This window comes from Acaryochloris sp. IP29b_bin.148, from assembly GCF_028285565.1.
Taxonomy (GTDB): Bacteria; Cyanobacteriota; Cyanobacteriia; order Thermosynechococcales; family Thermosynechococcaceae; genus Acaryochloris.
The window spans coordinates 1-24,370 of the sequence record NZ_JANQOY010000157.1 but is presented as its reverse complement, the minus strand read 5'-3'; the positions used below and the strand labels follow the sequence as shown (position 1 = coordinate 24,370).

Here is a 24,370-nt window from a genome sequence, read left to right as displayed (position 1 = left end):
TAGCCAATACTTCGGCCTCTGCCAACTCACCGCACTCCAGGAGATGCCGTCATGACCCAACAGATTGCCGGATTTAGGCTTTCTCCTCAACAACAGCAGCACTTATCTCTGCGCCAGGAGAACCCTCAACTGCCTCATTGGAGTCACTGTATCCTTCTCTGCAATGGAGCCATCAAATCCCAGAGATTGATCAAAGCTCTGAACCAACTGATTAGTCGCCATGAAGTTCTCCATACCAGTTACCAGTCCCTAGAAGGGATGACTGTCCCTCTACAAGTGATTGAGGAACCCAATCCTCTACCCCTGAGAAACTGGCATGTGCCCGATCTAACGATTGATCGCACCGAGCTTCACCAATTTTGTCAGACCTGGCCCTCTGAGACTCCCCACCTCGCTACGGGTGACTGTTTACAGGCCGCTCTACTTCCCTGTGAGCATCAAGCCCTGCTGGTCTTGGCTCTCCCCGCCCCTTGTACCGATGCCGCTACCTGGCAGCTCTTAGCCCAAGAGCTAGCCAGCCTGTTACAAGATCAAGCGCTGCCCTCAGAACCCATGCAGTATGCAGATTTTGCTGAGTGGCAGAATGAGCTGCTTGAATCTGAGGATACTGCTACAGGTCGCCTGTTCTGGGAGCAGCCGTCTATCCCCACCAGGCTCAAACTCCCCTTTGCCATTCAGGATTTAAAAGCTGAGGACGTTACACCGCAGTGCTTAGCTCGAACCCTTGCACCTGATCTATCCACCCAGTTGCTCCAAGGGGCTGAGACTCTCGCTACCTCACCGAGAAACCTTTGCTTTGCCACCTTCCAACTCCTTCTCTCTCGTCTAACCTCTACGTCAGAGTTTGAATTGGCTTTGACTCTACATGGCCGTAAGTATGCCGAACTCGAAGAAGTCGCTGGCCCTGTAGCCAAAGCGGTGCCTTTTCAGGTTCGTCTCGATACCCACCTGCCTTTTTCGGAATGGCTCCAAACGGTAGCTACTCAACTGCAAGAACTAGAGCAATATCAGGAATATTTCACGCCTACGCTTGCACTTTCTCCCGTCAGTTTCGACTTTATCGATGGAGCGACAGATACTAAAGCTAACCTGCAACCCCTTTTATTCACCCACTATCTCAATCCCTTTGAGCTCAAGCTGACCTGCATCCAGCAAGGGCAGGATCTTCACCTGGAATGGCATCACGATTTACAGGGGTTCACGGATCAGGGCATTGAACAGATTGCCGTTTTATTTGAAACCCTTTTGCAGGCTGTTTTGGCTGCCCCCCAAACACCCATCAAAGATCTGGTCATCACGGGTCATCCCCCGAACCCTGCACCTCAGCCATCACCTCCCCCCGTCCCCCTCATTCATCAATGGGTCTCTGCTCAAGCCCAGCGAACACCACAACAGCTAGCTGTCATTGATGCCACCCAGTCCCTGACTTATCAGGAATTTGACCAGCGCACCAATCAGCTGGCCCATCTGCTTGTTAGCAAAGGAATTGGGCCAGAACAGCGGGTAATGATTTATGGAGATCGCAATCTTGATCTGATTGTCGCCATCTTCGCCATTCTGAAGGCTGGAGCTGCTTATGTTCCTATAGATGCGGGTGTGCCTGCCATTGCCCTGGAACAGCGCATCGAAATAGTCAAACCTAGCCTGATCTTGACCCTGCATCAGTATGCAAATCGCATCCCCGCTACCGCAGATGTTCTTTATCTTGATCAAAAACAAGCCTTAATTGCGAACCAACCCCATACCCCTCCTACCATCACCCTTGCGCCAGAAAATCTGGCCTATATTATCTTCACTTCTGGCTCCACTGGACAACCTAAAGGGGTGGGCGTAGAGCATCGCCACCTTACCCACTATATTCACGACATCACTTCCAAAATTCACAGTCCCCAGGCAGGTCACTGGGCTTTGGCCTCTACCCTAGCCGCAGACTTAGGCCATACCATTCTGTTCCCCTGTCTCTGTAATGGTCATAGCCTCCATATCCTGGCCCCAGAACGCTGTCTAGATGCGGTGGCCTTTGCGGAAGAGATGCAGCTTATCGATGTTCTTAAAATTGTGCCCGCTCATCTCCGTAGCCTGATGTCGGGCTCCCAACCAGTTCTGCCTCAACAGCAGATTATTTTGGGTGGCGAAGCCCTCGACTGGTTTTTAGTGGATCAGATTCAGGCGCTTGCTCCCCACTGTCAAATTCTCAATCACTATGGTCCGACCGAAACCACGGTAGGGGTCCTCACATACCCCGCAGACGAGATCGAGGATCATCCCCGCGATACCGTCACCGTCCCTATTGGTCAGGGGATGCCTTATGCCCATGTGCTGGATGCAAACCTACAGCCCCTGCCGCCTGGTCTGCCTGGCACCCTTTATGTGGGTGGGCACAGCGTATCGCGGGGCTATTGGCAGCAGCCTCAACTTACGGCGGCCTCGTTTATCCCAGATCCCTTTAGTCAACAACCTGGAGCGAGACTCTATAACACGGGCGATCGGGCTCGCTATCGGTATGATGGCTCAATTGAATTCCTCGGTCGCCAAGACCATCAGGTCAAAATTCGAGGTTTTCGAGTCGAACTGGCTGAAATAGAATTTATTTTGCTGCAGCATCAGTCCATCCAAGAAGGAGTGGTGTTAGCGCTTCAAAACCAGGACCATGACCAACTCATGGCTTATATAGTGCCCAAATCTTGGCCCGGACCCGAGAGTAGCGAGTTACGGGACTATCTGTCCAGTCAGCTACCGGAACAGATGGTGCCGACGCAATTTGTCCAGTTGAAAACGCTACCGAGATTGGCGAACGGAAAATGCGATCGCAAATCCCTAGCGACCCAACCTCTCCCAACCGAAAAACGACCCTTCACAGCTCCCCGAACGGAGGAAGAGCAGACCCTAGCTCAACTCTGGAGCCAAGTGCTAGGCCAAGATTCCATCAGCATCCACGACAACTTTTTTGAGTTAGGTGGAGACTCTATCCTCTGTATACAGATGGTAGGTCGGGCGACGCAAGTCGGTCTCAGGTTTACGCCGAAGCAGCTGTTTGAGCACCCTACTATTGCTGAACTTGCTACAGTCGTCGAAACCGCCATTACCATCACCGCTGAGCAAGGACTAGTGACGGGTCCTGTGACCCTTACGCCTATCCAACACTGGTTTTTTAACCAACAAAATCCTGATCTTCACCATTGGAATCAAGCTGTATTTTTGCAGAGCGGGCAGCCCGTAACTCTCCAGTATTTGGAGGCCGCTCTCGATTCAGTGTTGCTGCACCATGACGGATTGCGGTCTCGCTACACGCTGACTAGTGAAGGTTGGCAACAAGAAGTGATGGCTACTTCGCCTAACGCTGTTTTATCTGTGGTGGAACTGCCCGATTTAAACCCCCAAGATCTTGCTTCTACTCTTGAGGCTCAAGCTAGTCAGATCCAGGCCAGCCTGGATTTAACCAAAGGACTCTTATTCCGAGTGGTGCTCTTTAATCTGGGGCCTCAGCATCCACAATATCTACTGTTGGTCTGTCATCATCTGGTTATTGATGGCGTGTCATGGCAAATTCTCTTAGCAGATTTACGCTTGGCATACCAGCAACTCCAACAGGAACAGCCGATCAATCTACCGCCGAAAACCACATCCTTTCAAACCTGGGCAACTCGCTTACAAGACCTTGCCCAATCCTCTGCGCTGGCGCAAGAACTGGAGTATTGGCAGGGGCAATCTATGGCTCCTGTGCTACCACAAGATTTTGACTGTGAAGATCCTGATCTATCCCACCCATGCACCTGGGAATGTGCCCTGTCTAAGGAACTCACCCAAGCGCTTCTGCATGAGGTGCCCGCTACCTATCAAACTCAGATTAATGATTTGCTGCTAACGGCGTTGGTCCTTGCAGTTGGCCAATGGACGGGACATCCTCACCTTCATCTGGATCTAGAAGGATTTGGCCGTCAAGATTTATTCTCCGATTTGGATATCTCGCGGACCGTAGGTTGGTTCACCACCCTATATCCTGTGATTCTCAAAGGGGACAATCCCGCTGACATCGGAGGTGTGATTAAAGAGATCAAGGAAACGCTGAGGCAGGTGCCTCAGCAAGGGATTGGCTTTGGACTACTGCGCTATCTCTGCACAGATGTCAACGTTCAGAAGCAACTCCAGGCCATACCCTCGGCAGAGGTTCGCTTCAACTATTTGGGACAAACCGATCAGCTGATAGATGAAATCGATACTCTCACCCTTGCCCCTTTCTCGACCGGAGTGGGTCGGGCAGCGTCCAGCCGTCGCTTGTATCTCCTAGATATCAGTGGTGTCATCCAGGCAGGCCAGCTCAGGCTGAGCTGGCGCTATAGTGATCAGCTTTATCGTCCTACTACGATTGAATCCCTAGCCCAGAAATACCTACAGCAACTAGAACAAGTGATTCACCACTGTCAATCCCCCGATGCAGGGGGCTTTACGCCTTCGGATTTCCCTGATGCCGATCTCGATCAGGGAGAACTCGATCAATTAATGGCCCAGTTTTGTTAATTCACCCATGAAAGCAGACAATATTACCGATATTTATGACCTTTCTCCATTGCAACAGGGGCTGTTATTCCATAGTCTCTATGAGCCAACAACGGGTGTTTATGTAGATCAGCATAGTATCCGGCTTCAGGGGCCTTTGCAGCTCAATACTTTCCAGCAAGCCTGGCAACAGGCCATGGATCGTCATGGCGTCCTACGGACGTCCTTCCATTGGCAAAAACTCAAACAGCCCGTGCAGGTGGTTCATCGTCAGTTACCCCTGCCGTGGCACCAGGAAGACTGGACAGAAATTCAACCTGCAGCACAGCCCCAAGCCCTGCAGGAATGGCTTGAGCAAGATCGCGTTCAAGGGTTTGATTTAGGCCATGCTCCTCTGTTTCGTATCAGCGTTCTCCAGCGTGCCCCCCAAGACTTTCAAGTGGTCTTTAGTCGCCACCATATTCTGATGGATGGTTGGTCACGTATGCTCCTCTATCAAGAGATTTTTACCATCTATCAGGCATTGATCCATCATCAATCCCCTGTCCTCTCAGATGCCCCAGCCTTTCGCTCCTATATTCGCTGGATTCGCCAGCAGGACTCAGCCCAGGATTATTGGCAAACCCACTTGCAGGGTATCACTGCACCGACGCGGATACCCGGGGATGCAGAGCAGAAGACAACGGTTCAATTTCAATCTCTACAGCATTGTCTATCGACCGATCACACTCATAAACTGCAAGCCTTTGTTCGTCAACATCACCTGACTCTAAATACCTTAGTCTTGGCGGCCTGGAGCATCCTCCTTAGCCGAATGTCTGGAGAAGCAGATGTCATATTTGGGGTTACTTCTTCGGGACGGCCACCCCAGTTAGCTCAGGCTGAGCAGATTATTGGGCCTCTGATTAATACGCTGCCTCTCCGGGTTAAGGTACTGGGGTGTCAGTCCGTGATCGAGTGGTTGCAGACGTTTCAGGCGAGTCAAGTCGAAATGCGTCAGTATGAATACTGTGCATTGACGGAAATTCAAGCTTGGAGCGAAGTCCCTCCGGGGCTGCCTTTATTTGAAAGTCTCGCCATCTTTGAAAACTATCCAGTGGATGCATCCCTAGGGACCGCCAATGATGAATTACAGATCTTAGACACTGAGACCATCAGCTATACCCACTATCCCCTTACCCTTTATGCATCAGGTGGACCTCAACTCAAGCTAGATTTGGGGTATCGATGCGATCGCTACTCAGAAAGCCAAGTTCAGCAGTATCTCCACATCCTGCAAACCTTGATAACTCAGATGATGGTCGATACCAATCGGCCCCTATATCACCTCACGGGTCTAAGTGAATCTGCCGCTAACCCAATTCTCCATCAGTGGAATCAAACTCGGCAAGACTATCCCAAAGACTGCATCCACCATCTCTTTGAACGGCAGGTTGTGAAAACACCGGATGCGATCGCACTTCGGGATTTATCCCAATCCCTCACCTACACTGACCTCAATGAAATGGCCAATCGCCTCAGCCACTACCTCCAAAGGGTAGGTCTGGGGCCTGAAGTGAAAATAGGACTGGCCCTAGAACGCAGTACTGATTTAGTGGTGGCGATGTTAGCGGTTCTCAAAGCAGGGGGAGCTTATATTCCCCTCGATCCTGCCTATCCTCCCTCTCGTTTGGCTTTTATGTTGGAGGATAGCCAAGCCGAGCTGCTACTGACAAGCTCCCACCTGAAATCATCATTCACAGCCTTTACGGGCACATTTCTCTACCTGGATGAAATCGCGCCAGATATTGCTCGTCAGCCTAGCCATAATCCTGCTGTGAAGACGGCTCCCCTCAATTTGGCTTACATCATCTATACATCGGGGTCTACTGGTCAGCCCAAGGGGGTAGCCATCTCCCATCAATCCGTAGTTAACTTCCTCTGCAGCCATCAGCAATCACCTGGGCTAATAGCGGAAGATGTACTGCTGGCCGTGACCTCCCTGTCTTTTGATATTGCCGTTCTAGAATTGTTGTTGCCTTTAACGGTTGGCGCTCAAGTTCTTGTTGCCCCGGCTGCTGTTATCCAAGATGGCTCGCAATTGGCTTCATTGATGGAACAAGCGACCGTGATGCAGGCCACCCCTGCCACCTGGCGGCTGCTTTTAGCCGCAGGTTGGGCCGGACAACCCCATCTCAAAATTCTTTGTGGCGGTGAAGCATTAACGGTTGATCTGGCGGAGCGGCTACTGACCAAGGGCAGCAGCCTTTGGAATTTGTATGGTCCGACTGAGACGACAATCTGGTCTACTCAACGACAAATTCAAACAGGGGAAGTTGATATTGGGGGTGCGATCGCAAATACAGAACTCTACCTCCTCGATCCCTTTTTCCAACCTGTACCCTTAGGGGCTCCCGGTGAACTATATATTGGCGGCGAGGGACTGGCGCGAGGCTACTTCAATCGACCAGGATTAACGGCTGAACGGTTTATCCCTAACCCTTTCAGTCATCAAGCAGGGGCCAGACTGTATCGCACGGGTGACCTGGCCCGCTATCAACCCGACGGTTCCTTACAACATTTAGGGCGATTGGATACTCAGGTCAAGGTCAGAGGCTTCCGGATCGAGTTAGGTGAAGTGGAGGCCCTCTTGAATCGACAGCCTACCATTGAGCAGGCCGTGGTGGGTATCCCTCAAGATGGACAATTGATCGCTTACTGCCAACCCCAAGCAGGTCAAAAATTATCTGTCGAAAAGCTCAGAACGGCATTGCAGCAGCAGTTGCCTGCTCACATGATACCGAGTCGTTTTGTGGCGATTGCATCGATGCCTTTGACGCCCAATGGCAAAATCGATCGACGATCATTACCTCAACCTGATCAAGCCGCCCCGTTACGCACAACCCCCTTTCTCCCTCCCCAAACAGATTTAGAAAAACAGGTAGCGGACCGATGGGCCACGCTACTTAAAGTGGAGCGAGTCGGTCTGCAGGATAACTTTTTTGAGCTAGGAGGGCATTCGATTTTGATTGTTCAGCTCTTGACCCAAATGCAAGAAGCCTTTGGGATTATGATTCCCCTACGAAGTTTGTTTGCTCGCCCCACTCTGGAAGCCCAAGTAGAGCTGGTTCGTGCTGCCCAAGCTGGTACCGATTTGGCTGCTCTGGATGCTAAACCTGATTTGCACCAAGAAGCCGTCCTCGATTCTGCCTTATTTCCACCCACTAATTGGCATGAAGAACCCCTTCAGACCCTTTTACTGACGGGCGCGACGGGTTTTCTCGGGGGCTATTTATTAGCGGAGCTACTGGATAAAACCTCCGCCCAAATTTATTGTTTGGTCCGAGCTGAGAACGAGGCCCAAGGCGCAGCAAAACTGAAAGCGAATCTAGAGTCTTACGGCCTCTGGGACCGAGAATCAGGGAAGCGTATTATTCCTGTTTTGGGTGACCTTGCTAAACCACGACTCGGCTTAAGTTCTGAACAGTTCCAAAGCCTGTCGACCCAAGTTCAGGTGATTTATCACAATGGTGCTTGGGTCAATTTCTTGGCTGACTACCAGACCCTAAAGGCAGCTAACGTATTGGGGACTCAAGAAGTACTGCGATTAGCCTGTACAATCCGCACCAAGCCAGTTCATTTGGTGTCCACCTTTAGTGTGTTTTCTGTGGGCGATCGCAAACACAAATCCATCCTTCTCGAAACGGACGTTCCACGCCACGGCGACCAACTTCAAAGTGGCTATGCTCAGAGTAAATGGGTCGCAGAACAACTCGCCTGCCAAGCCAGAGAACGAGGGTTACCCGTTGCTATCTATCGACCCGGCCGCGTCACGGGTCATAGCCAGACAGGGCAAGGTAATACCGGAGATTTCATCACCAGCTTTGTTAAGGGTTGCATTCAATTGGGCAGTATTTTTACCTCACCGACCGATCCGCTGATGGATTTCACTCCCGTTGACTATGTTAGCCAAGCACTGGTTCATATTTCGCTTCAGCCCGACGCTCTGGGGCAAATCTTTCATCTCGTCAATCCGGCCCCCATGTCCGTAGCCCATCTTCAACAATGGCTAATTTCAGACTCAGGGTATGACTTGCAGACCTTAACCTATGAGATTTGGCATCAACAACTGCACCAAGCGACTAAAGAGACAAAAACGAACGCCCTTTATCCTTTTATGGCGCGCTTCCCCAGCACCATACAAGCACACAATGCTCCTGAACTAGCCAGTCAGTTTTGCAGTAGCCACACCCTTGCAGCCTTAACAAACTCTGCTATCCATTGCCCACCCGTGGATGCCACTTTGTTGAACACTTACTTCCAATTTTTTATTGACAGCGGCTTCCTTCCAGCCCCCCACTCCAGCTCTACAATCCCTGACTGATCGTTATTGATACACACTGAGGAGAATCACATGTATTCTGATGAAGCCAACGATACCCAACGCTATAAGGTGGTCATCAACCACGAGGAACAATATTCAATTTGGCCTGAAGAACGAGACAATGCCCTGGGTTGGACAGATGAGGGGTTTAGCGGTGATAAGCAAGCATGCCTAGACCATATCGAAGAAGTTTGGACCGATATGCGCCCCTTAAGTCTTCGCCAAAAAATGGCTGAACAGCAATCGTCCGCATCGTCATGACCAGTGGCATCCCAACTTCACAGGAGGTGAGTTCCATTTATCCTTGGCTATCTGAACAACCGCATCCACAAACCATCCACCTCTTTTGCTTTCCCTTTGCTGGGGGAAGTGCAAGGATGTATCGCTCTTGGCCGACTCATCTTCCCCCCACTATTCAAGTTTGTCCCCTAGAACTTCCCGGGAGGGGGCAGCGCTTTACTCACCCCCCCTTTCGGCACTTGCCCAATTTGATTGCCACCCTGGGTCCCCTCTTATTACCCCACCTCGATCAACCGTTTGCCTTTTTTGGCCATAGTCTGGGAGCCCTGATTAGCTTCGAATTGGCTCGCTGGTTACGGCGACAACAAGCCCCGTTTCCCCAATATCTATTTGTATCAGGACGGTCTGCCCCGCAAATCCCACACCCTGTTCCAGCTCTACATCCACTCTCCGACCCCGACTTTATTACTGGACTCCAAACCTATAACGGCACTCCCGAAAGTATCATCAACCATCCAGAGTTAATGGAAGTTTTACTGCCCACCTTGCGAGCAGACTTCGAACTCTTTGAAACTTATCAATATTGTCATGAGGCTCCACTCCCCTGCCCGATTTATGCCTTTGCTGGGCAAACTGATCCTCTAACGTCGTCTCCAGCCGTTAACGCATGGCAATCTCAAACCAGTAAGTTTTTCGAAGATTACTGGTTCCCAGGGGCTCACTTTTTTCTTCAGGATTATGAACAGCAGATCATTCACACCTGCGCTCAGGCTCTGAGTGAGGATAGGCCATAGTGTGATAGTTTCAAAGGCTATTACTATTCCAGGGGGCAATGGTTCTGACTATTGCTTTTGCAGGATGGGGAGGTGAGTCTTGGCAAGATCCACCTCCCCCGGCAGCCCAAGAGATTCCGGCATCAGCAGAGGTCGTTGCTTGGAGAAACATTATCCCTTAGGGGGATGTTATCAAACTGTCCGTTCCCAATGCTGAAGATAGTCGTGTGAACCGCTTGCTTGTCCAAAAATGGGGATCGAGTTCGACTAAACCAGGTGATTGCAACGCTTCAGGGTGCCAACCGCAGAAAGAACTATTGCTCTTCTCTGGATAAGGACTTAGGTGGTGGAGTGATGTTGCGATCGCACAAAAACTGATCCAACTCGCGCAAAAAGCTCAAGTCCGCCTCTGACAAACGAGTGAAGATTGGCTTGCTGGCAAAGAGTCCTCGCTTGAGGGGTTCTGACCGCAGGAAGTCAAAGGCCTGACTAAATTGTCGAGGGGTTGCCGTAACGGGGGCATCGAAGTGGCAGGGAATCACCCGGCGGAAGTTCCATTGGGTGACCTGATCAACCCAAGTCAACACCCGTTCTGGCTCTCGATTGAAAATCAGTGTTTGCAGAATAGGGGCCACAATCAAGTTGCCGCCTTGGCGAAGCGCCTCAAAGGAGCGTTTCCAGTCTGAATTCCAGTGGGCAGGGAATAATCCAAAGTAAGCTCTCTTAGAACGATCAGGAGCTTGGTAAGCTTCTTTAAAGGTTTGTTGGGTGCTGAGGACCGTTAAGACACTGGGACGAAAATACAAGGCAAATAAGGCCGTCCGCTGCCAACCTTTGCGGCGCACAGTAGGGGTATCCTCCACCACATCACCGGCCTTGTCCTTGGCATGAAACAGCATGTGATAGGGATCGAGCTGCACAATTTTAGGTGGATTAATGGGAATAGAAACGATGGAATCGGTCAGAAGCAGAGTGCGCGATCGCTTATGAAAAAACGCCACCTCTTCAAAGGGACCGAGTCCCAAATTAATCGGTCCCAAAATCGCATAGTCAAACTCATCTGCAAAGGGAGCATCAGCACTATCCTTGGGCAGAACTTGAGTCTGACGGCGGGATAGCCCCAACCAGCTCAAGGGGATATTCAGGGGAAACGTCCACTGGCTAGGCGAAACAAACACTTGTGCCTGGGGAAAGCGTTTCGCAAAAGGCCCCGTAAACACCTTATGCTCAATGCCGGAAGCCGTCGGCAAAATGATGTATTTGATATCGCCATGCTGGTGAATCAATTCTTGGACTAACCGAATGCATTCTCGGGTGGGCGCTACAGGAGCATAGACCAACAAGCCCCCCGTTGCCAGCTTAATCACCGTCATCCTCACCGGAATGATGACATGGAGGATGCCTTGCAATTGGTCAAAGATCCATATTCTGCCCTTGACAATCTCTTGGCAGAGGGTCTGTCGCTGGCCGTAGGGGTACAAGGGCACGGCTGGCCAGTACCGCCATGACCATTCTCTGGATCGTTTAGGCTGTTGTTGGGAAGATTCCTTAACGCTATATTCTGTCTTTACCACTGACTCGCATCCGTCCTAACATGATGGCGACAAAGGATGACTCCTGTCTCAACTTAAAAGTTTAGACAAATCCTCGGCAAAAATGTTTATCCGTTGTGATTCAGGACACTTCAACACAAAAAGATCGACATTGCGTGTCCCTAGGGGGTGAACGGCTTCACCAGGAAATTTTGCTCTTGCATGGGCCATGAGGACCCCGAATCCAGGCTGGTCCAAGAATTAGAAACCCACAGTAGGGCAATCATCAACACAACAATCATCGCGGCGTGGCTAAAGACGATGAGGGTTCTGTGCTGACTATCCATAATCGAGCCTCATAGGGAGGTGTTCTGCATGGCACGTTAAAGCCATAGAACTAATGTGACATATAGAGCCGTCTCATTGACTGTTCTGTTATATAAATCAAACAAAAAAGGCCCTAAAAGTAGATTCTAGAGCCATTAGCAGGTGATATCTGCATTAGAGGATTTATAGAAGTAAGAACTCCTATACTTATATATCTGAGTCGCCTCTGGTTTTTACGCAGATTTCTGAAAAAAGTTGCAAGTTTTTTCTGGAATCTCTGAAGAAGCGCTCTTGTCGAGGTTCCAGATCGGCAAAATGCTGTTCCCCTCAGCCAGATGATCGCCAACGAGGTCTCGGCAGACTTTGGCATTTCTAGTGGGTATTCCAAGGTAGGATCTAAAAAGCTTCTGTACTCATGAACGGACAACAATGCCCAAATCTGCAAACGCTTCCCCCGAAACACCTGCTGCCGAAGAACAGGAATACACCAATGTGATGCGGGTATTTGGAGGTATTGGGTGGGCCAGCGTTCTGTCTTTTATCATTGCCGTTGTCCTCGTTTTGGTGCCTCAAGTCCCTAGACCTTGGTTGTGGTATGTGATTCCTCTATGGGTCGCGTTATCGGGGTTAGGGGTCTTTTTACAATGGTCCGTGGCCAGAGGGCCATGCCCCAAATGTGGCTTTGTTCAATCCGTTCCACCGACCCTGAAACGCTGTCCCAATTGTCGCAGCTACATTAAGGCGATTGATCGGGAAATTGTCAAAGTAGGCTAAAACAGCTCCCACTCTGGGGAGGAAAGCATTTTGAGCTGTTGGATTCGATGATTGAAATAGCTCTTGTCTAATCGACAATTGTCATGGATCTTGGCGGACTTGAGGCTAATGGACCACTGCCAAATATGAGCGGTTTGAGAAAAGGGCTGCATGGAGTCTTCTTCCTTGGAGGTGACGGGTTGAATGGCCTTATAGCCCTCTAAGAAAGCGTCGCGAACCGTTTTTTGCATCCCCGTTCGAGCGGAAACCTGCAAAAACTTGGCGAGTTCAAACGCCCGCCAACCATAGCCACATTGGTCAAAGTCAAATAAGGTGACGTGGTTGTCGTCTGTGAAGTGAACATTGCCACTATGGGGATCTCCCCAACAAACACTCCAAAAGGGCGGGTCTTTGGGCATCCCTTGCAGCTTATGCTTGACTTCAGAAATGACTTCCACGAGATATTTATGGTCCTGAGGTCGATTCTGGAGGAAGGGCGTAATCACTTCCAGGGAGTCATCCAGCAAATAATCTAACGTTAACGGTTGACGATAGGCTTGGCTATGAAAATCGGTGGCCACTTGATGGAGGCGACCAATCGTTTCTCCCAGTTTTTGACCTTGCAGTTGACTTAAATCGCCTAGCGGAACTTGACCCGGGGCAAAATCAAAGAGTGCCGCGTAGCGCTTGCCTTCGGGGGCCTGAATTTCAATGGAAAGTTGCCCTTCTCTGGTTCGTAACGGTCGGGCAACGGGAATATGTCGCTGCTGCAAGAACACCAATAGCTCTAGCTCAAAATCGATCTCTGATTTGGTTCGCCAGTGAGCATGGGACACACGCAAAACGTACATCTTTGTGGCTGTTTCGACCAAGTACACATCACTCAGTCCTCGATGCCAAAGCTTGCAATTCGCGACATCCTTAATGGCAAAGTGAGGCAAAATCCTTGAAACTAATGCATCACAAGCCAGTGTTGAGTAAGTAACTGGGAAAAAAGGTGTGGTCATAGTGAGTTCCTGGCTGTCCCCCATAATCAACAAAGCGATTAAGTCGGTCCGTTACGAGGTCTCAATCAATCTGCTAAAGCTGCCCAGAGACAAATGTCAAGTCAATCCTTGAGTACGAAGTCAGTATTGTTTCATCCTTTGCTAGAACAGCAGAAAAAAAAGTGTTGATCGTTACAAGTTATAAAAATTCAAAATAATCAATGCAATACCTTTATACAGAGGGAATTGCGAGGGGAGAAATGTTGAATTCCTTGCTTCTCAGCAGACTCAACCGACTTGGGAGTGTTTGATGATGCATTATTTTGGGAAGACTCACAATCAGAAGAACCGATTATATTGTGTAGATTTCATGACTATGGCTTGGTTGAAGAATAGATATGTTGCTTGTCTGGCTGCGAGTCTACTTATAAGCTGTTCAGGCTCTGAACCTCAATCCCAGTCTCCGAGTCCCAATCTAAATTCTCCCACACCTCAGAGTTCTAATCGTCCTCAGTCTAACGCTTCGCCCCAGCCTTCCCCTACTGCTAAATCTACGGCTAAACCCACAGCCACTAAACCCGCAGCCAGCCCTCAGCCCAACCCGGTAACCACAAAGCCTGCTGCCCCACCGCCTGTCGAACTGTCTAAGTCGGAGAAACAGTTGGTGAGCAAGGTTCAGAAAGAGGTGGAGAAGAAAGGGGCCATTGCCAAGCAAGATGTGGGTAAAACATATTTAGCGAATGCCCTTAGATCGCAGCAAGCGACCCAATTAGTGAATGGTCAATTTACGTCGAGCCTTGAAGCGCTACAAATTGACCTGCCAGATACGACCAGTGAGTATCAGCTGAAAGTTCTGGAAGCGAATGCAGAAAAAGCAGTTGTCGTTGCGATCGCAAAACAAAGCGGCATCTTTAGCTATACGGGTGCCGTCTATGCCCAAGAAGCGAGCATTCCCATCTCCACCATTTGCAAATCGAATGAGCCGACTCAAACCCCACCCAGTGCACCCAAGCTCAAAGGCACCACCATCGTCTGTGCTCAAGGTTCAACGGCCGTTGAATAGGGATGTTTTCTATCGATGGTCTTGCCAGGGAGAATCCAGGAAGATTCTCTGTTGATAGAGACAAGAACTAGATAGCAGACCGCCCTTTCCGATGAAGAGTCCGCCAAACGGGGATCGATCTATGGCAAGCTAGGGGGTGGAGCAGCGATGCTCCTGGAGTTTCCTTATCGTGGCCTTAACCCCTTCACCATGCAGACTTTACCTACCCCTGTCAAAGATGCTGACGAGCAGTCCACCCCTGTTTCGACCTCGATTGTTCGACGCAAGACTCGCCCGGTTCCCGTTGGGGATGTGACGATTGGTGGAGGCCACCCTGTGGTGGTTCAGTCCATGATCAATGAAGATACCCTCGATATCGAGGGCTCCGTTGCAGCCATTCGCCGTCTGCATGAGTTGGGGTGCGAAATTGTGCGCGTCACCGTGCCCAGCATGGCCCATGCCAAGGCCCTAGCCAAAATCAAAGCGCAATTAGCAGCAACGTATCAATCGGTCCCACTGGTGGCGGATGTTCACCATAACGGCATGAAAATTGCCCTAGAAGTCGCCAAGCATGTCGATAAGGTGCGGATTAATCCTGGCCTGTACGTTTTTGAAAAGGCGAAGGATGATCGAACCGAGTTTTCGCAATCTGAGTTTGACAATATTGGCGATAAAATTCGTGAAACCCTGGAGCCTTTAGTGGTTTCCTTGCGAGACCAGAACAAGGCCATGCGGATTGGGGTGAATCATGGCTCTTTGGCAGAGCGGATGTTATTTACCTACGGAGATACGCCCGAAGGCATGGTGGAGTCGGCGTTGGAGTTTATTCGCATCTGCCAATCTCTAGATTTCAATAATCTGGTGATTTCCATGAAAGCCTCTCGGGTGCCTGTCATGCTGGCTGCCTATCGATTAATGGCTCAACGAATGGATGAATCGGGGATGGACTATCCCCTGCATTTGGGCGTAACGGAGGCCGGAGATGGTGAATATGGCCGGATTAAGTCAACGGCTGGCATCGCCACCCTGCTAGCAGACGGCATTGGCGATACCCTTAGGGTGTCCCTCACCGAATCTCCAGAGAAGGAAATTCCTGTTTGTTATAGCATTCTCCAAGCCTTGGGACTCCGCAAAACTATGGTGGAATATGTGGCTTGTCCCTCCTGTGGCCGCACCCTCTTTAATCTGGAAGATGTCTTGCATCAGGTGCGGTCTGCGACCAATCATCTGACGGGATTAGATATTGCCGTGATGGGCTGTATCGTCAATGGTCCCGGTGAAATGGCTGATGCAGACTATGGCTATGTCGGCAAACAACCGGGCTATATTTCCCTTTATCGAGGTCGAGAAGAGGTGAAGAAAGTGCCAGAGACCGAAGGCGTCGCCGAATTGATCAATCTGATTAAGGCTGACGGCCGTTGGGTTGATCCCGAATAGGCTTTTGGGGTTTACCCTCCACTGGCGTTGAGGTTAGGCTTGTGGGTGATCCAGTCGCTTGACCAACGAAAGGTGCACCTGTATCAAATTTAAACAAGTCTCCTGTGCCGCCATCGAGTACTAAGGTGAGACGGTACTTGCGATCGCCCAGCGAAACGAAACGAGATATCAGACCTGGGGCCACTTCCTCAGTCCATCCGGCTTGGATCGCTTCGACGTTGCCTGTCTCTCGACTAAGACGCTGTAAGCCCGTAATCCCACTATCACCAAAGTCAAACTCGACGGTGAGTTTTTGACGAGTCTGCTCAATGGAGTGCCGCTTACCTGCCAACCCATTGGTGAGCATAAAATAGTGTTGATTCTTTGCAGGACCATCAAAGCTTTCTAAGAGCGGCTTAAAATAGCCCACTAACACATCTCCTCTGCGTCCACCATAAATCGTGCCTAAATTCTGAGCCTCCAGTCGAGTCATATAGGGATCGGCTTGCGGATTCCACAGCGGAATCTTGGGCGTAATCAAATCGGATAAAGCTGGAGGCCCGGGCACGATCCGAATATCCGTGCTGAGTAAGCGCACTAACGTCGGTCCTAAATTAAGGCTTTGTCGATTAATCTCTGCTATTTGGCGAAAGGCGGGTGTGGGGCCTTTACCAAGGGGGCGGCTGAAAAATGGGGACTCCCATGTGCCAAAACTGCGATTGCCATTATAGGTATAGGCACTAATAAATTTATATCCAAGGGTTAAGGCAGAAAATTGCTGTTGCCGCAACTCAGATTCAGAGGGAAATCGGGACCATGTTCCAATCGCAGAGCTGCCTCTAAACGCTTGGACCCACAAGCCATAAGGAATGGGTTTACGCCCCGAACCATCATGCCCTGCTAGCGCAAATTTCCGATACCTGACCATGGCGTACAGTAACTGGGCGGGGCGTCCACCTTGGTTGCCTAAATCATTCCAAACACCATAGGGATAGGTATCCTGCATCAGCATATCGGGCTGGACTCGGCGGAGGTACCGCCGCAAGCTGGCATCTTCGTAACTACCAGAGCCGCCGAACCGCTCATCACCATGTTGATTGGTATACAGAAGGGTATTGGGCAGTAAGGGGCGATGATGCTTGATCCATGTTTCTAAGGCTTTCAATTCTGTCGGATCGCCAATATCTTGCTCATCTTTATATTGCCAACCCACTAGCGTTTGGCCCTGACCTGAGGCAAAGAAACTGTCGCTAAAGCTCTGGGTGGGATCTTGTTTGTTTGATCGCCAAGTAACCCAACGCACGTTCTCTCGGTCGGCTTCTAATCGGGGCGTCCATCCCCCCACATCGATAGCTGTAAAATTGCTGGCCTGCCAATCAGTCCAAAATTCATCATCATTGGGACGACTTTCAGCATTGATACCGTACACTCGCGCCGAAAGTTGAAGCCCTCGCTGAATCAGAATTCGATGTCCACGATCTAAGCGGTTCAGTTCTAGTGATGAAGCGTGAGCAGGTAGACCTGAGAGGCCGAACAGTAATGACGCTGTCCCGAAGGTCGTCGTTGCCAAGCTCATTCTTGGACTCATCATGACATTAGATCTCTAGGCGACAAAGAAGGGGATTTGGGGGATTTATTAGACAGTAAATGGACCTGAGCATCCTCGCATATATTGAGACAAATGTGCTGAATAAAGAGCAGATTTGCGATGAATCTCTGCGTAGAAACCAGAGCTTATAGCAATCGTTGAGTTCAGCAGATAGCGCTATGCTCTGTATTACACCAGCAAAACGGGAATGGTACTCGTTGCTAACACCGCTTGAGAAACCGATCCCACATCGGCTGGCTGCCAGCGATGTCCCCGTTTACCCATAATGATTTCGCTCGCTTGATGGTGCTGGGCTGCAGTCAAGATTGCCTCCGCTGTGCTCCCGTTGACAACCCTAAACTGATGGGGAACATCTAGTAACAACCGACGGGTATGAGATTGCAGTGTCTCGATCAATGCGGGTTGTTCCTGTGAAGCGTGAAGAACGATCACATCAGACTGACTGCGGCGAGCTAGTTCAGCCGCCTTTTCTAGGACTGGAATGGCGAAGTCAGACGTATCAACGGCTGCTAGTAAGACCGTCTTGGGATTAACGATCACTTTAGTGGGGTCTACAGGAGATTGAGTCAGCAGTTTAGGGGCAAAGGTGGGAATAGCCCAGGCCCCTAAGGGGGCCGTCACCAAGATCGACAGGGCAGCCACCGCTAATATGATGTCGCCGCCCTCAATATTCAAACTTAAGGGAACAGCCCCAATCGCGGCTTGGACCGTCGCTTTGGCTGAATTGCCAGGTAAGAGGAAGAGCCGTTCCTTCCAATGCCAATTACTCCGATACGTCGATAAGGCCCAACCCATCATTCGCCCTCCCACCAAGCCAATTCCTAGCAATAGCAAGCCCGGCAAGACTGCTTTGCCCAGAATATTGAGTTGGATACTAGCACCCATCAACACAAACAGGACAATTTCTGCCACGACCCAGAGGGTATTAAAGCCAATGCGTAGCCGCCGGGCTAAGGGGGGATCAAATTTGATTAAGAAGAATCCAAAGGCCATAACGGCTAAATACCCAGAAAAATAGGGGATGGATGCAGCAACAATGGCGAGCAGTAGGGCAAGACAGGCGGCAACCATCACTTCATGCACTAGAGTTTGCATCCAAGTGGTTATTGCAAGGAGCGTCAATAACCGGGCGGCGAGATAGCCACCTAATCCCCCTAGCCCAATTTGTAGAATCACTTGTAGGAACAGCAGATGGATGGCCCAAGAATGGCCTGAGTCTTGAGTGATGAAATTGAGCAGTAAGCCAAACACGGACAGTATCAAGACATCCGATAAGGCACTACCTGTGAGAATGGCATCGGCAATCCCTTTGTCTACGCCCCACCCTAAACGCTTGAGACGCAGCATACCTGGAACGATGACCGCAGGAGATTCTGCACTGAGGATGCAACCTAACAGTAAGCCTGTGATCCAATCAAATTGAAACAGGAATTTGGCTGATAGTGCAATTGCGATCGCTTCACAGAGGGCGGGCAAAAAGCCCAAGCGTAAGGCCACGCTCCCCTGCTGTTTAAGTTTGTCCCGATCGAGTCCTAAGCCTGCACGCATCAGGATAACAACGACGGCTAGAGTGCGTAACTCAGCGGCATTGGCTAGGACAGCTGGGCTAATGCGATTCAATCCTTCAGGCCCCAGTAAGATACCTGCCAAGATCATGCCAATCAGACCAGGGGCGGCCATCCGTTGTGCGACCTGGCTAGCCCCAAACCCGAGTAGCAAAATCCAAAGGGTACTTTCCAGCATATTCAGCCCTAAACTCAGTCTGTCTGAGAATAGTATGCCGGAAACCCAAGCTGAACTCTTTTGTGAATGACCACCAAACTGTAGGCTGCGCAATCTTGGTGCCCATCAGTATCTCGGCGCGGCGTAATACTTCGGGTTCTATACGCTTAACTGTGACATTCATCAAATCTTTTGCGATCGCATTGTGCCTCCAAATGAGGCAGATCTGAAAGCGGAACAGAAACGGATAGACCGATTCAATTGTGTAAATGGCTATGACCCATCCTGTTCGATAGAAGAGTTAACTAAAAGGCAACATGAAGGCCGTTAAACTCCCCCCGATATGCAAAAATGCAGCGGTATACTGGGATTAGAGCGCCTGCCGTGGATAGCGGTCCCGCAGGCTGTAACTAAGGAGCTAGTCACATGTCTAATGTACAGAATTTTTTGGGCGAAACAGGAGGACAGCACTAATGTCTATCCTGCAATTCATCAAAGAGTACGGAGCTGGGGTGGGCGGAACAGTAGTTGCCCTTGGTTCACTATTGGGTCTGGTCTGGTTTCTGTTTCGCTCTGCTGTGGCCGCTGCGACCAAGCATCAGTTTGTCACCATCAACCAAAAATTAGATGCCATCACAAGTGAGCTGCAAGACATTGCGGGGTCGGTTAGTACTATCTCAAGCCAACACCCGGCACAATGAGAAGGAAATCGACTTGCTGCTCGAAGACTTAAAGGGACGTCAGCAAGTCACATGAGCCAACGCACCAAACCTCCCGGCTGATCGGGTTGGCAGGCTAAAATCCTATCCCTTGATTGGCGATGCGGATCCAAGAAAAATTGTGATCTTATCCTTCCCTAATCAGAAGAGGCGATAGATTGTTGAATAGGTGTCCTCTCTTGACTTTAGCGAGGGGTAGAGAAAAAAATAAGAATCTTGGCTTCTTTCGTTTGAACGAAAGGGTGAAAGCTAAGATCTCGATGGCGCTGATTTGGCTCAAGACTACTAACTGAAGACACAACTATGGGTAAACCGACTGGTTTCATTGAATTTGTCCGCGAAATTCCAACGGATCGTCCGCCATTAGAGCGGATTAAGAATTGGGATGAATTCCATCAGCATTTACCCGAAGATCGGCTCCGCAACCAAGGGGCTCGGTGCATGGATTGTGGGACGCCGTTTTGCCATACGGGCACCGTGATCAGCAATATGGCCAGTGGGTGCCCCATCAATAACTTGATTCCAGAATGGAATGATTTGGTCTATCGAGGATTATGGAGAGAAGCCCTCGATCGGCTGCATAAAACCAATAATTTCCCTGAATTTACGGGGCGAGTCTGCCCCGCGCCCTGTGAAGGCTCCTGTGTACTGGGAATTACGAATCCGCCCGTAACCATCAAAAACATTGAGCAAACCATTGTTGATCGAGGTTGGGAAGAGGGCTGGATTACTCCCCAACCGCCTGAAAAACGCACGGGCAAAAAGGTTGCTGTTGTCGGTTCTGGCCCCGCTGGACTCTGTGCTGCTGCCCAGCTCAACAAGGCAGGCCATTGGGTGACGGTGCTGGAGCGGGCCGATCGCCCCGGCGGTTTGTTGACCTACGGCATCCCCAATATGAAGTTGGAGAAAGAGCAGGTGGTGATGCGTCGTCTCCAGCTTTTAGAAGAAGAAGGCGTGAAGTTTGTTTGTAATACCGAAGTGGGTAAAGACCTACCCGCTGAATCCTTACTCAAAGATTTTGATGCCGTGGTCCTCTGCACGGGAGCTACCCGTCCCCGCGATTTGCCAATTGAAGGTCGGGAGTTGGAGGGGATTCACTTTGCTATGGACTTTCTAACGGCGAATACCAAGGCGGTGATGGATGCCAGCCTCAACGACCAGGTGATTTCAGCCCAAGGTAAAGATGTTGTCGTTATCGGTGGTGGTGACACGGGAACAGATTGCGTGGGCACCTCCATCCGCCATAACTGTAAGAGTTTGGTACAGCTAGAAATTATGCCCAAGCCGCCCTTAGAACGGGCCGCTAATAATCCTTGGCCGGAATGGCCCAAGGTCTATCGGCTCGACTATGGTCAAGAAGAGGCGGCTGCGGTGTTTGGTGATGATCCTCGGGGGTATTTAACAATGACCACCCGATTCGAAGGGGATGAGCAGGGCCATGTGAAGGCCCTGCATACGGTGCAGGTGGCCTGGGAAAAGGATGACCAAGGCCGATTCACCCCTGTTCATGTGCCGGGTTCAGAAAAAGTGATTCCCGCTCAATTGGTACTGCTGGCGATGGGCTTTTTGGGGCCAGAACAGCCGCTGTTAGATTCCTTGGGTTTAGACCTGGATCCGCGTGGCAATGTCAAAGCTGAATATGAACAATACACGACCAGTATCCCAGGTGTGTTTGCGGCGGGAGATTGCCGTCGGGGCCAAAGTCTGGTGGTCTGGGCCTTTAATGAAGGTCGAGGGGCAGCTCGGGAATGCGATCGCTACCTGATGGGTCAAACGGATTTACCGTAGCTATAATATTTGCTCTAGAGAATGCAAGTCTTCAACTCTTTAAGGAATGGAACGACATGAAACCTTCTCCAAAAACTGTTTATGACAACCTCAACCTGCTTGAGAAAGTCGATAAGGTTAGTAGCGCTCACTATCGGCAGATGGCCCAGGAAGTGCTAGCGGACCCTGAGGTGAGTTTGCAATGGCGGGAAGCGATCGCAGAGCGTCTCAACCAGGCGAATCGCCAGCTAGGTCTACAAACTGCTGGTGATAATGATAGCTACTAAGTTACTGCCCAGGCTTAAAACATAGTGCCAGAAAGAGTCATGCCTTCATTCTCAACACAATGATTTAAGCCTGAGTAGTAACACCAAATGTAAACCTGAGCTGCTTTTTTGCGCAATAACAGATACATTCTGGCAGGCGAGGAGGGCTTGTATCACTGAATTCAGTGACTATGCAGGCGTCAAATTCATCCGATCCTCGCTCAGATCCAAATACTCCACATTATCCCTGCACACCCATTTGAGCAGAATTCCTGGAGGGTGTGGCTTTGCTGCAAACTTCAGCATCGTCTGATGGTATTGGTCCTCCGTTGTGTTGGAATCCTGAATCCGCTCCCAGTTTTCCGTCAAGCTTAGTAAAGTGTCATCCTCAATCTGACTCCGAAAAGCTGTTGCAATCCCCGTCTCTTCATCAATGGCAAAGAAAAAGTAGTCCCTAGTTTTGATCATGAGTTGCAATACCGTTTTCGTGATCGCATTATTGGGGTTGATCAGAACATTGAACGTTTGGAACCCATAGAATTCAAAGGCAAAGTGGATGACTTCATAGGTGCTAGTTCCGAAAAGGGTATGCCAAAAATTGAAACCCAGATCCGTTGCGCCTGGGGGAATCATTGGCTCAGGTCGTAGAGCCACAAACCCACATTGCTGCTCCTCGACTTCTACTATTCCCAAAGCACAGCAGGGTTTCTCCGCTTCAATGAACTCTGCCATGAAGGAACGATTGACGGTCAGGGAGGGTAGAGGTTGGCTCATGGCTGTCCTGTACTCTAATCAGAGGGAACCTTGTTTTGATACATCTCACCTACTGATCTTGGGGTGAGGAACTGACGGGTTGCTATGTGTTTCACGAATAAACAGAAAATTTCTCTCAAAGTTTCAATGATTTCCTGATATTCCAGGATAAGGACGGCTAGGGCAACAGTAACAGCACTAGAACAGGTCAATCGTTGGAAAATTCGCTTGTTCTTGCAGACAGTCCCACAGATACACCGCTAGACCAAGGTCTCCTGTCCAAAGTGGATAGCGTAACTGACCATAGAGTTCCTGAGAGAGGCGATACTGTTTGATTGCATGCATTGCAAAGGCTCTAGCGCGATCAAGCCACATCTGGTTTCCTGTTCGCATAAATAGCTTCAGGAACGCATAGCCATTGCCTCCAGTACCGTGACACAGATTTGACCCCTTCTTCAACGGACCTGCTTGCCAAGTCAGTTCTCCACCTTGCTCCAAAATGAGATCGAACTCCTCATTGATGCCCTTCGGTAACATTGCCAAAGATGTCACCATTCCAGGTGCACCATGACAATACTGCACCAATTGTGGAGTCTGACTTGGATTGGCAACATCATAAACGGCTGACCAGTTTGCACCACCATCCTCGGTGATTGCCGTCTGAACTACCGTTATCATGGCTTTGGCTGAGATGTCTTGAAATTCCTGATCTGTCAGTAAAGACTGCCCAATCAGCAATGGCGTTAAGTTACTGGCAAAGCCATGTACAGGTCCCAGCCATTGCTGCTGACTACCGTACAAGTCAATCATCCACAAATACCCAACTTCACCAACAAGTTGCCACTCATTTAGCAGTAGATCTGCCTGCAATTTAAAGACCTCTTGCCATATTGATTCATGTGTCCACTGATACATAAAGTAAGCAGCTAGCATCGAGCCTGCAATGCCCCACATTAGCTCTCGAATGGGCTGAGAGTCGTTCTTGTGAATCGAACGTAAGATTTGAGTGGCTTTGGTTTCAGAGGGAGAGAGTTTGTATTGCAACAGCAGTAGCGGTAGTTCTCCAAACAAATAAGATGACTGCTCTGGATAAGGACTGACTTGCGAATAGCGCTGGTGGTTTTGTTCTAGCGTTGCATCGAGATGGGTAGTAACATCAAAGGTCGAGTCAACCGCCCCAACAGTTTGTAGATAATTAATTGCCCACAGTACTCCCGCTTTACCAAAATACAAGTCGCTGCCAAATGCTTGATCGTCCATCGGATGCCTAGACAATAACGGTGTAGTTTCCAGTTGAGTGATGGTCTTGTGGGTGATCGCTGCTATTGCTTGTTGAGCTGTATTGCGGTCCCACTCTAGTTGCACGAGTGGACAGTGTCGGGTTGGATCAAAAAGTGTCATCTTTTAATCGTCCTTGGCTCTTTGCTCCTTGGCCTCCAAGGTCCCTAGTCCATAGATCTGTAAATAGTTCATCAGTTATCCGTACGGAGTGAATCCCTTAACTTGCCACTGGAAAGGTTTGGCCATTGTGTGATTGCAATATTCAATAAATTCGAGGATGCGCTGTTGCAAATCATCCGTGGAAGTGAAATTTCCTCGACGAAT

At 50.0% G+C, this 24,370-nt stretch carries 18 protein-coding genes; 11 read left to right on the top strand and 7 right to left on the bottom strand.

Features of this window, described 5'->3' with window-relative positions; translation table 11 throughout:
* The first annotated feature begins 51 nt into the window (after nt 1–51).
* Genes Q0986_RS14940 through Q0986_RS14920 form a run of 5 tightly spaced genes read left to right on the top strand, consistent with a single transcriptional unit; the run spans nt 52 to nt 10,055 of the window.
* On the top strand, nt 52–4,518 hold the full coding sequence (locus tag Q0986_RS14940; RefSeq protein WP_299411695.1) for an amino acid adenylation domain-containing protein: 4,467 nt from the start codon (nt 52–54) through the stop codon (nt 4,516–4,518).
* A gap of 7 nt (nt 4,519–4,525) precedes the next feature.
* Nucleotides 4,526–8,860: a non-ribosomal peptide synthetase gene (locus Q0986_RS14935; protein WP_299411693.1), complete on the top strand. Its 4,335-nt coding sequence runs from the start codon at nt 4,526–4,528 to the stop codon at nt 8,858–8,860.
* Between the two features lie 30 nt (nt 8,861–8,890).
* On the top strand, nt 8,891–9,121 hold the full coding sequence (locus tag Q0986_RS14930) for an MbtH family protein (protein WP_299411691.1): 231 nt from the start codon (nt 8,891–8,893) through the stop codon (nt 9,119–9,121).
* Nucleotides 9,118–9,894 carry an alpha/beta fold hydrolase gene (locus Q0986_RS14925; protein ID WP_299411690.1) on the top strand — a complete coding sequence of 259 codons (777 nt, stop codon included), beginning with the start codon at nt 9,118–9,120 and terminating at the stop codon, nt 9,892–9,894. Before Q0986_RS14930 ends, Q0986_RS14925 begins: the two co-directional genes overlap by 4 nt.
* A gap of 38 nt (nt 9,895–9,932) precedes the next feature.
* Nucleotides 9,933–10,055: a hypothetical protein gene (locus Q0986_RS14920; RefSeq protein WP_299411688.1), complete on the top strand. Its 123-nt coding sequence runs from the start codon at nt 9,933–9,935 to the stop codon at nt 10,053–10,055.
* A 132-nt stretch (nt 10,056–10,187) separates the two neighbouring features.
* On the opposite strand, the gene Q0986_RS14915 is transcribed toward Q0986_RS14920, so the two are convergent.
* Entirely contained in the window at nt 10,188–11,447 is a 1,260-nt protein-coding gene (locus tag Q0986_RS14915) for a DUF4336 domain-containing protein (protein WP_299411686.1), read from the bottom strand.
* Nucleotides 11,448–11,587: 140 nt separating this feature from the next.
* The gene (locus Q0986_RS14910; RefSeq protein ID WP_299411685.1) at nt 11,588–11,752 is read right to left on the bottom strand and encodes a hypothetical protein; all 165 of its coding nucleotides are present in this window, start codon (nt 11,750–11,752) and stop codon (nt 11,588–11,590) included.
* A 409-nt stretch (nt 11,753–12,161) separates the two neighbouring features.
* Between Q0986_RS14910 and Q0986_RS14905 the strand changes: the two genes are divergently transcribed.
* A complete protein-coding gene (locus Q0986_RS14905; RefSeq protein ID WP_299411684.1) occupies nt 12,162–12,506 on the top strand; it encodes a hypothetical protein in 345 nt (114 codons plus the stop codon).
* Here the strand turns inward: Q0986_RS14905 and Q0986_RS14900 are convergent.
* Nucleotides 12,503–13,492: a phosphotransferase gene (locus Q0986_RS14900; protein WP_299411683.1), complete on the bottom strand. Its 990-nt coding sequence runs from the start codon at nt 13,490–13,492 to the stop codon at nt 12,503–12,505. The two genes, Q0986_RS14905 and Q0986_RS14900, sit on opposite strands and share 4 nt — an antisense overlap.
* Before the next feature lie 355 nt (nt 13,493–13,847).
* Here Q0986_RS14900 and Q0986_RS14895 point away from each other — a divergent pair, with 355 nt between their 5' ends.
* Both Q0986_RS14895 and ispG read left to right on the top strand, forming a co-directional pair.
* Nucleotides 13,848–14,534, top strand: coding sequence for a type IV pilin-like G/H family protein (locus tag Q0986_RS14895; RefSeq protein ID WP_299411682.1), 687 nt, complete (start codon nt 13,848–13,850; stop codon nt 14,532–14,534).
* Between the two features lie 189 nt (nt 14,535–14,723).
* A complete protein-coding gene (gene ispG / locus Q0986_RS14890) occupies nt 14,724–15,950 on the top strand; it encodes a (E)-4-hydroxy-3-methylbut-2-enyl-diphosphate synthase (protein WP_299411741.1) in 1,227 nt (408 codons plus the stop codon).
* Here the strand turns inward: ispG and Q0986_RS14885 are convergent.
* Nucleotides 15,916–17,505, bottom strand: coding sequence for a hypothetical protein (locus tag Q0986_RS14885; protein ID WP_299411679.1), 1,590 nt, complete (start codon nt 17,503–17,505; stop codon nt 15,916–15,918). The genes ispG and Q0986_RS14885 overlap by 35 nt on opposite strands.
* 201 nt (nt 17,506–17,706) lie before the next feature.
* The gene (locus tag Q0986_RS14880; RefSeq protein ID WP_299411677.1) at nt 17,707–19,281 is read right to left on the bottom strand and encodes a cation:proton antiporter; all 1,575 of its coding nucleotides are present in this window, start codon (nt 19,279–19,281) and stop codon (nt 17,707–17,709) included.
* A gap of 452 nt (nt 19,282–19,733) precedes the next feature.
* On the opposite strand from Q0986_RS14880, the gene Q0986_RS14875 reads away from it, so the two are divergent.
* From Q0986_RS14875 to Q0986_RS14865, 3 genes are all read left to right on the top strand, one after another.
* Nucleotides 19,734–19,961, top strand: coding sequence for a hypothetical protein (locus tag Q0986_RS14875; protein WP_299411675.1), 228 nt, complete (start codon nt 19,734–19,736; stop codon nt 19,959–19,961).
* A 321-nt stretch (nt 19,962–20,282) separates the two neighbouring features.
* Nucleotides 20,283–21,767 (top strand): glutamate synthase small subunit, encoded by a 1,485-nt coding sequence (gltD, locus tag Q0986_RS14870; protein ID WP_299411673.1) that lies wholly within the window; start codon nt 20,283–20,285, stop codon nt 21,765–21,767.
* Nucleotides 21,768–21,823: 56 nt separating this feature from the next.
* Nucleotides 21,824–22,033: a hypothetical protein gene (locus Q0986_RS14865; RefSeq protein WP_299411671.1), complete on the top strand. Its 210-nt coding sequence runs from the start codon at nt 21,824–21,826 to the stop codon at nt 22,031–22,033.
* 168 nt (nt 22,034–22,201) lie between these two features.
* Here the strand turns inward: Q0986_RS14865 and Q0986_RS14860 are convergent, their stop codons facing one another.
* Nucleotides 22,202–22,786 (bottom strand): hypothetical protein, encoded by a 585-nt coding sequence (locus Q0986_RS14860; RefSeq protein ID WP_299411669.1) that lies wholly within the window; start codon nt 22,784–22,786, stop codon nt 22,202–22,204.
* Between the two features lie 177 nt (nt 22,787–22,963).
* On the bottom strand, nt 22,964–24,166 hold the full coding sequence (locus Q0986_RS14855) for a LanC-like protein (protein WP_299411667.1): 1,203 nt from the start codon (nt 24,164–24,166) through the stop codon (nt 22,964–22,966).
* Nucleotides 24,167–24,370: the final 204 nt, after the last annotated feature.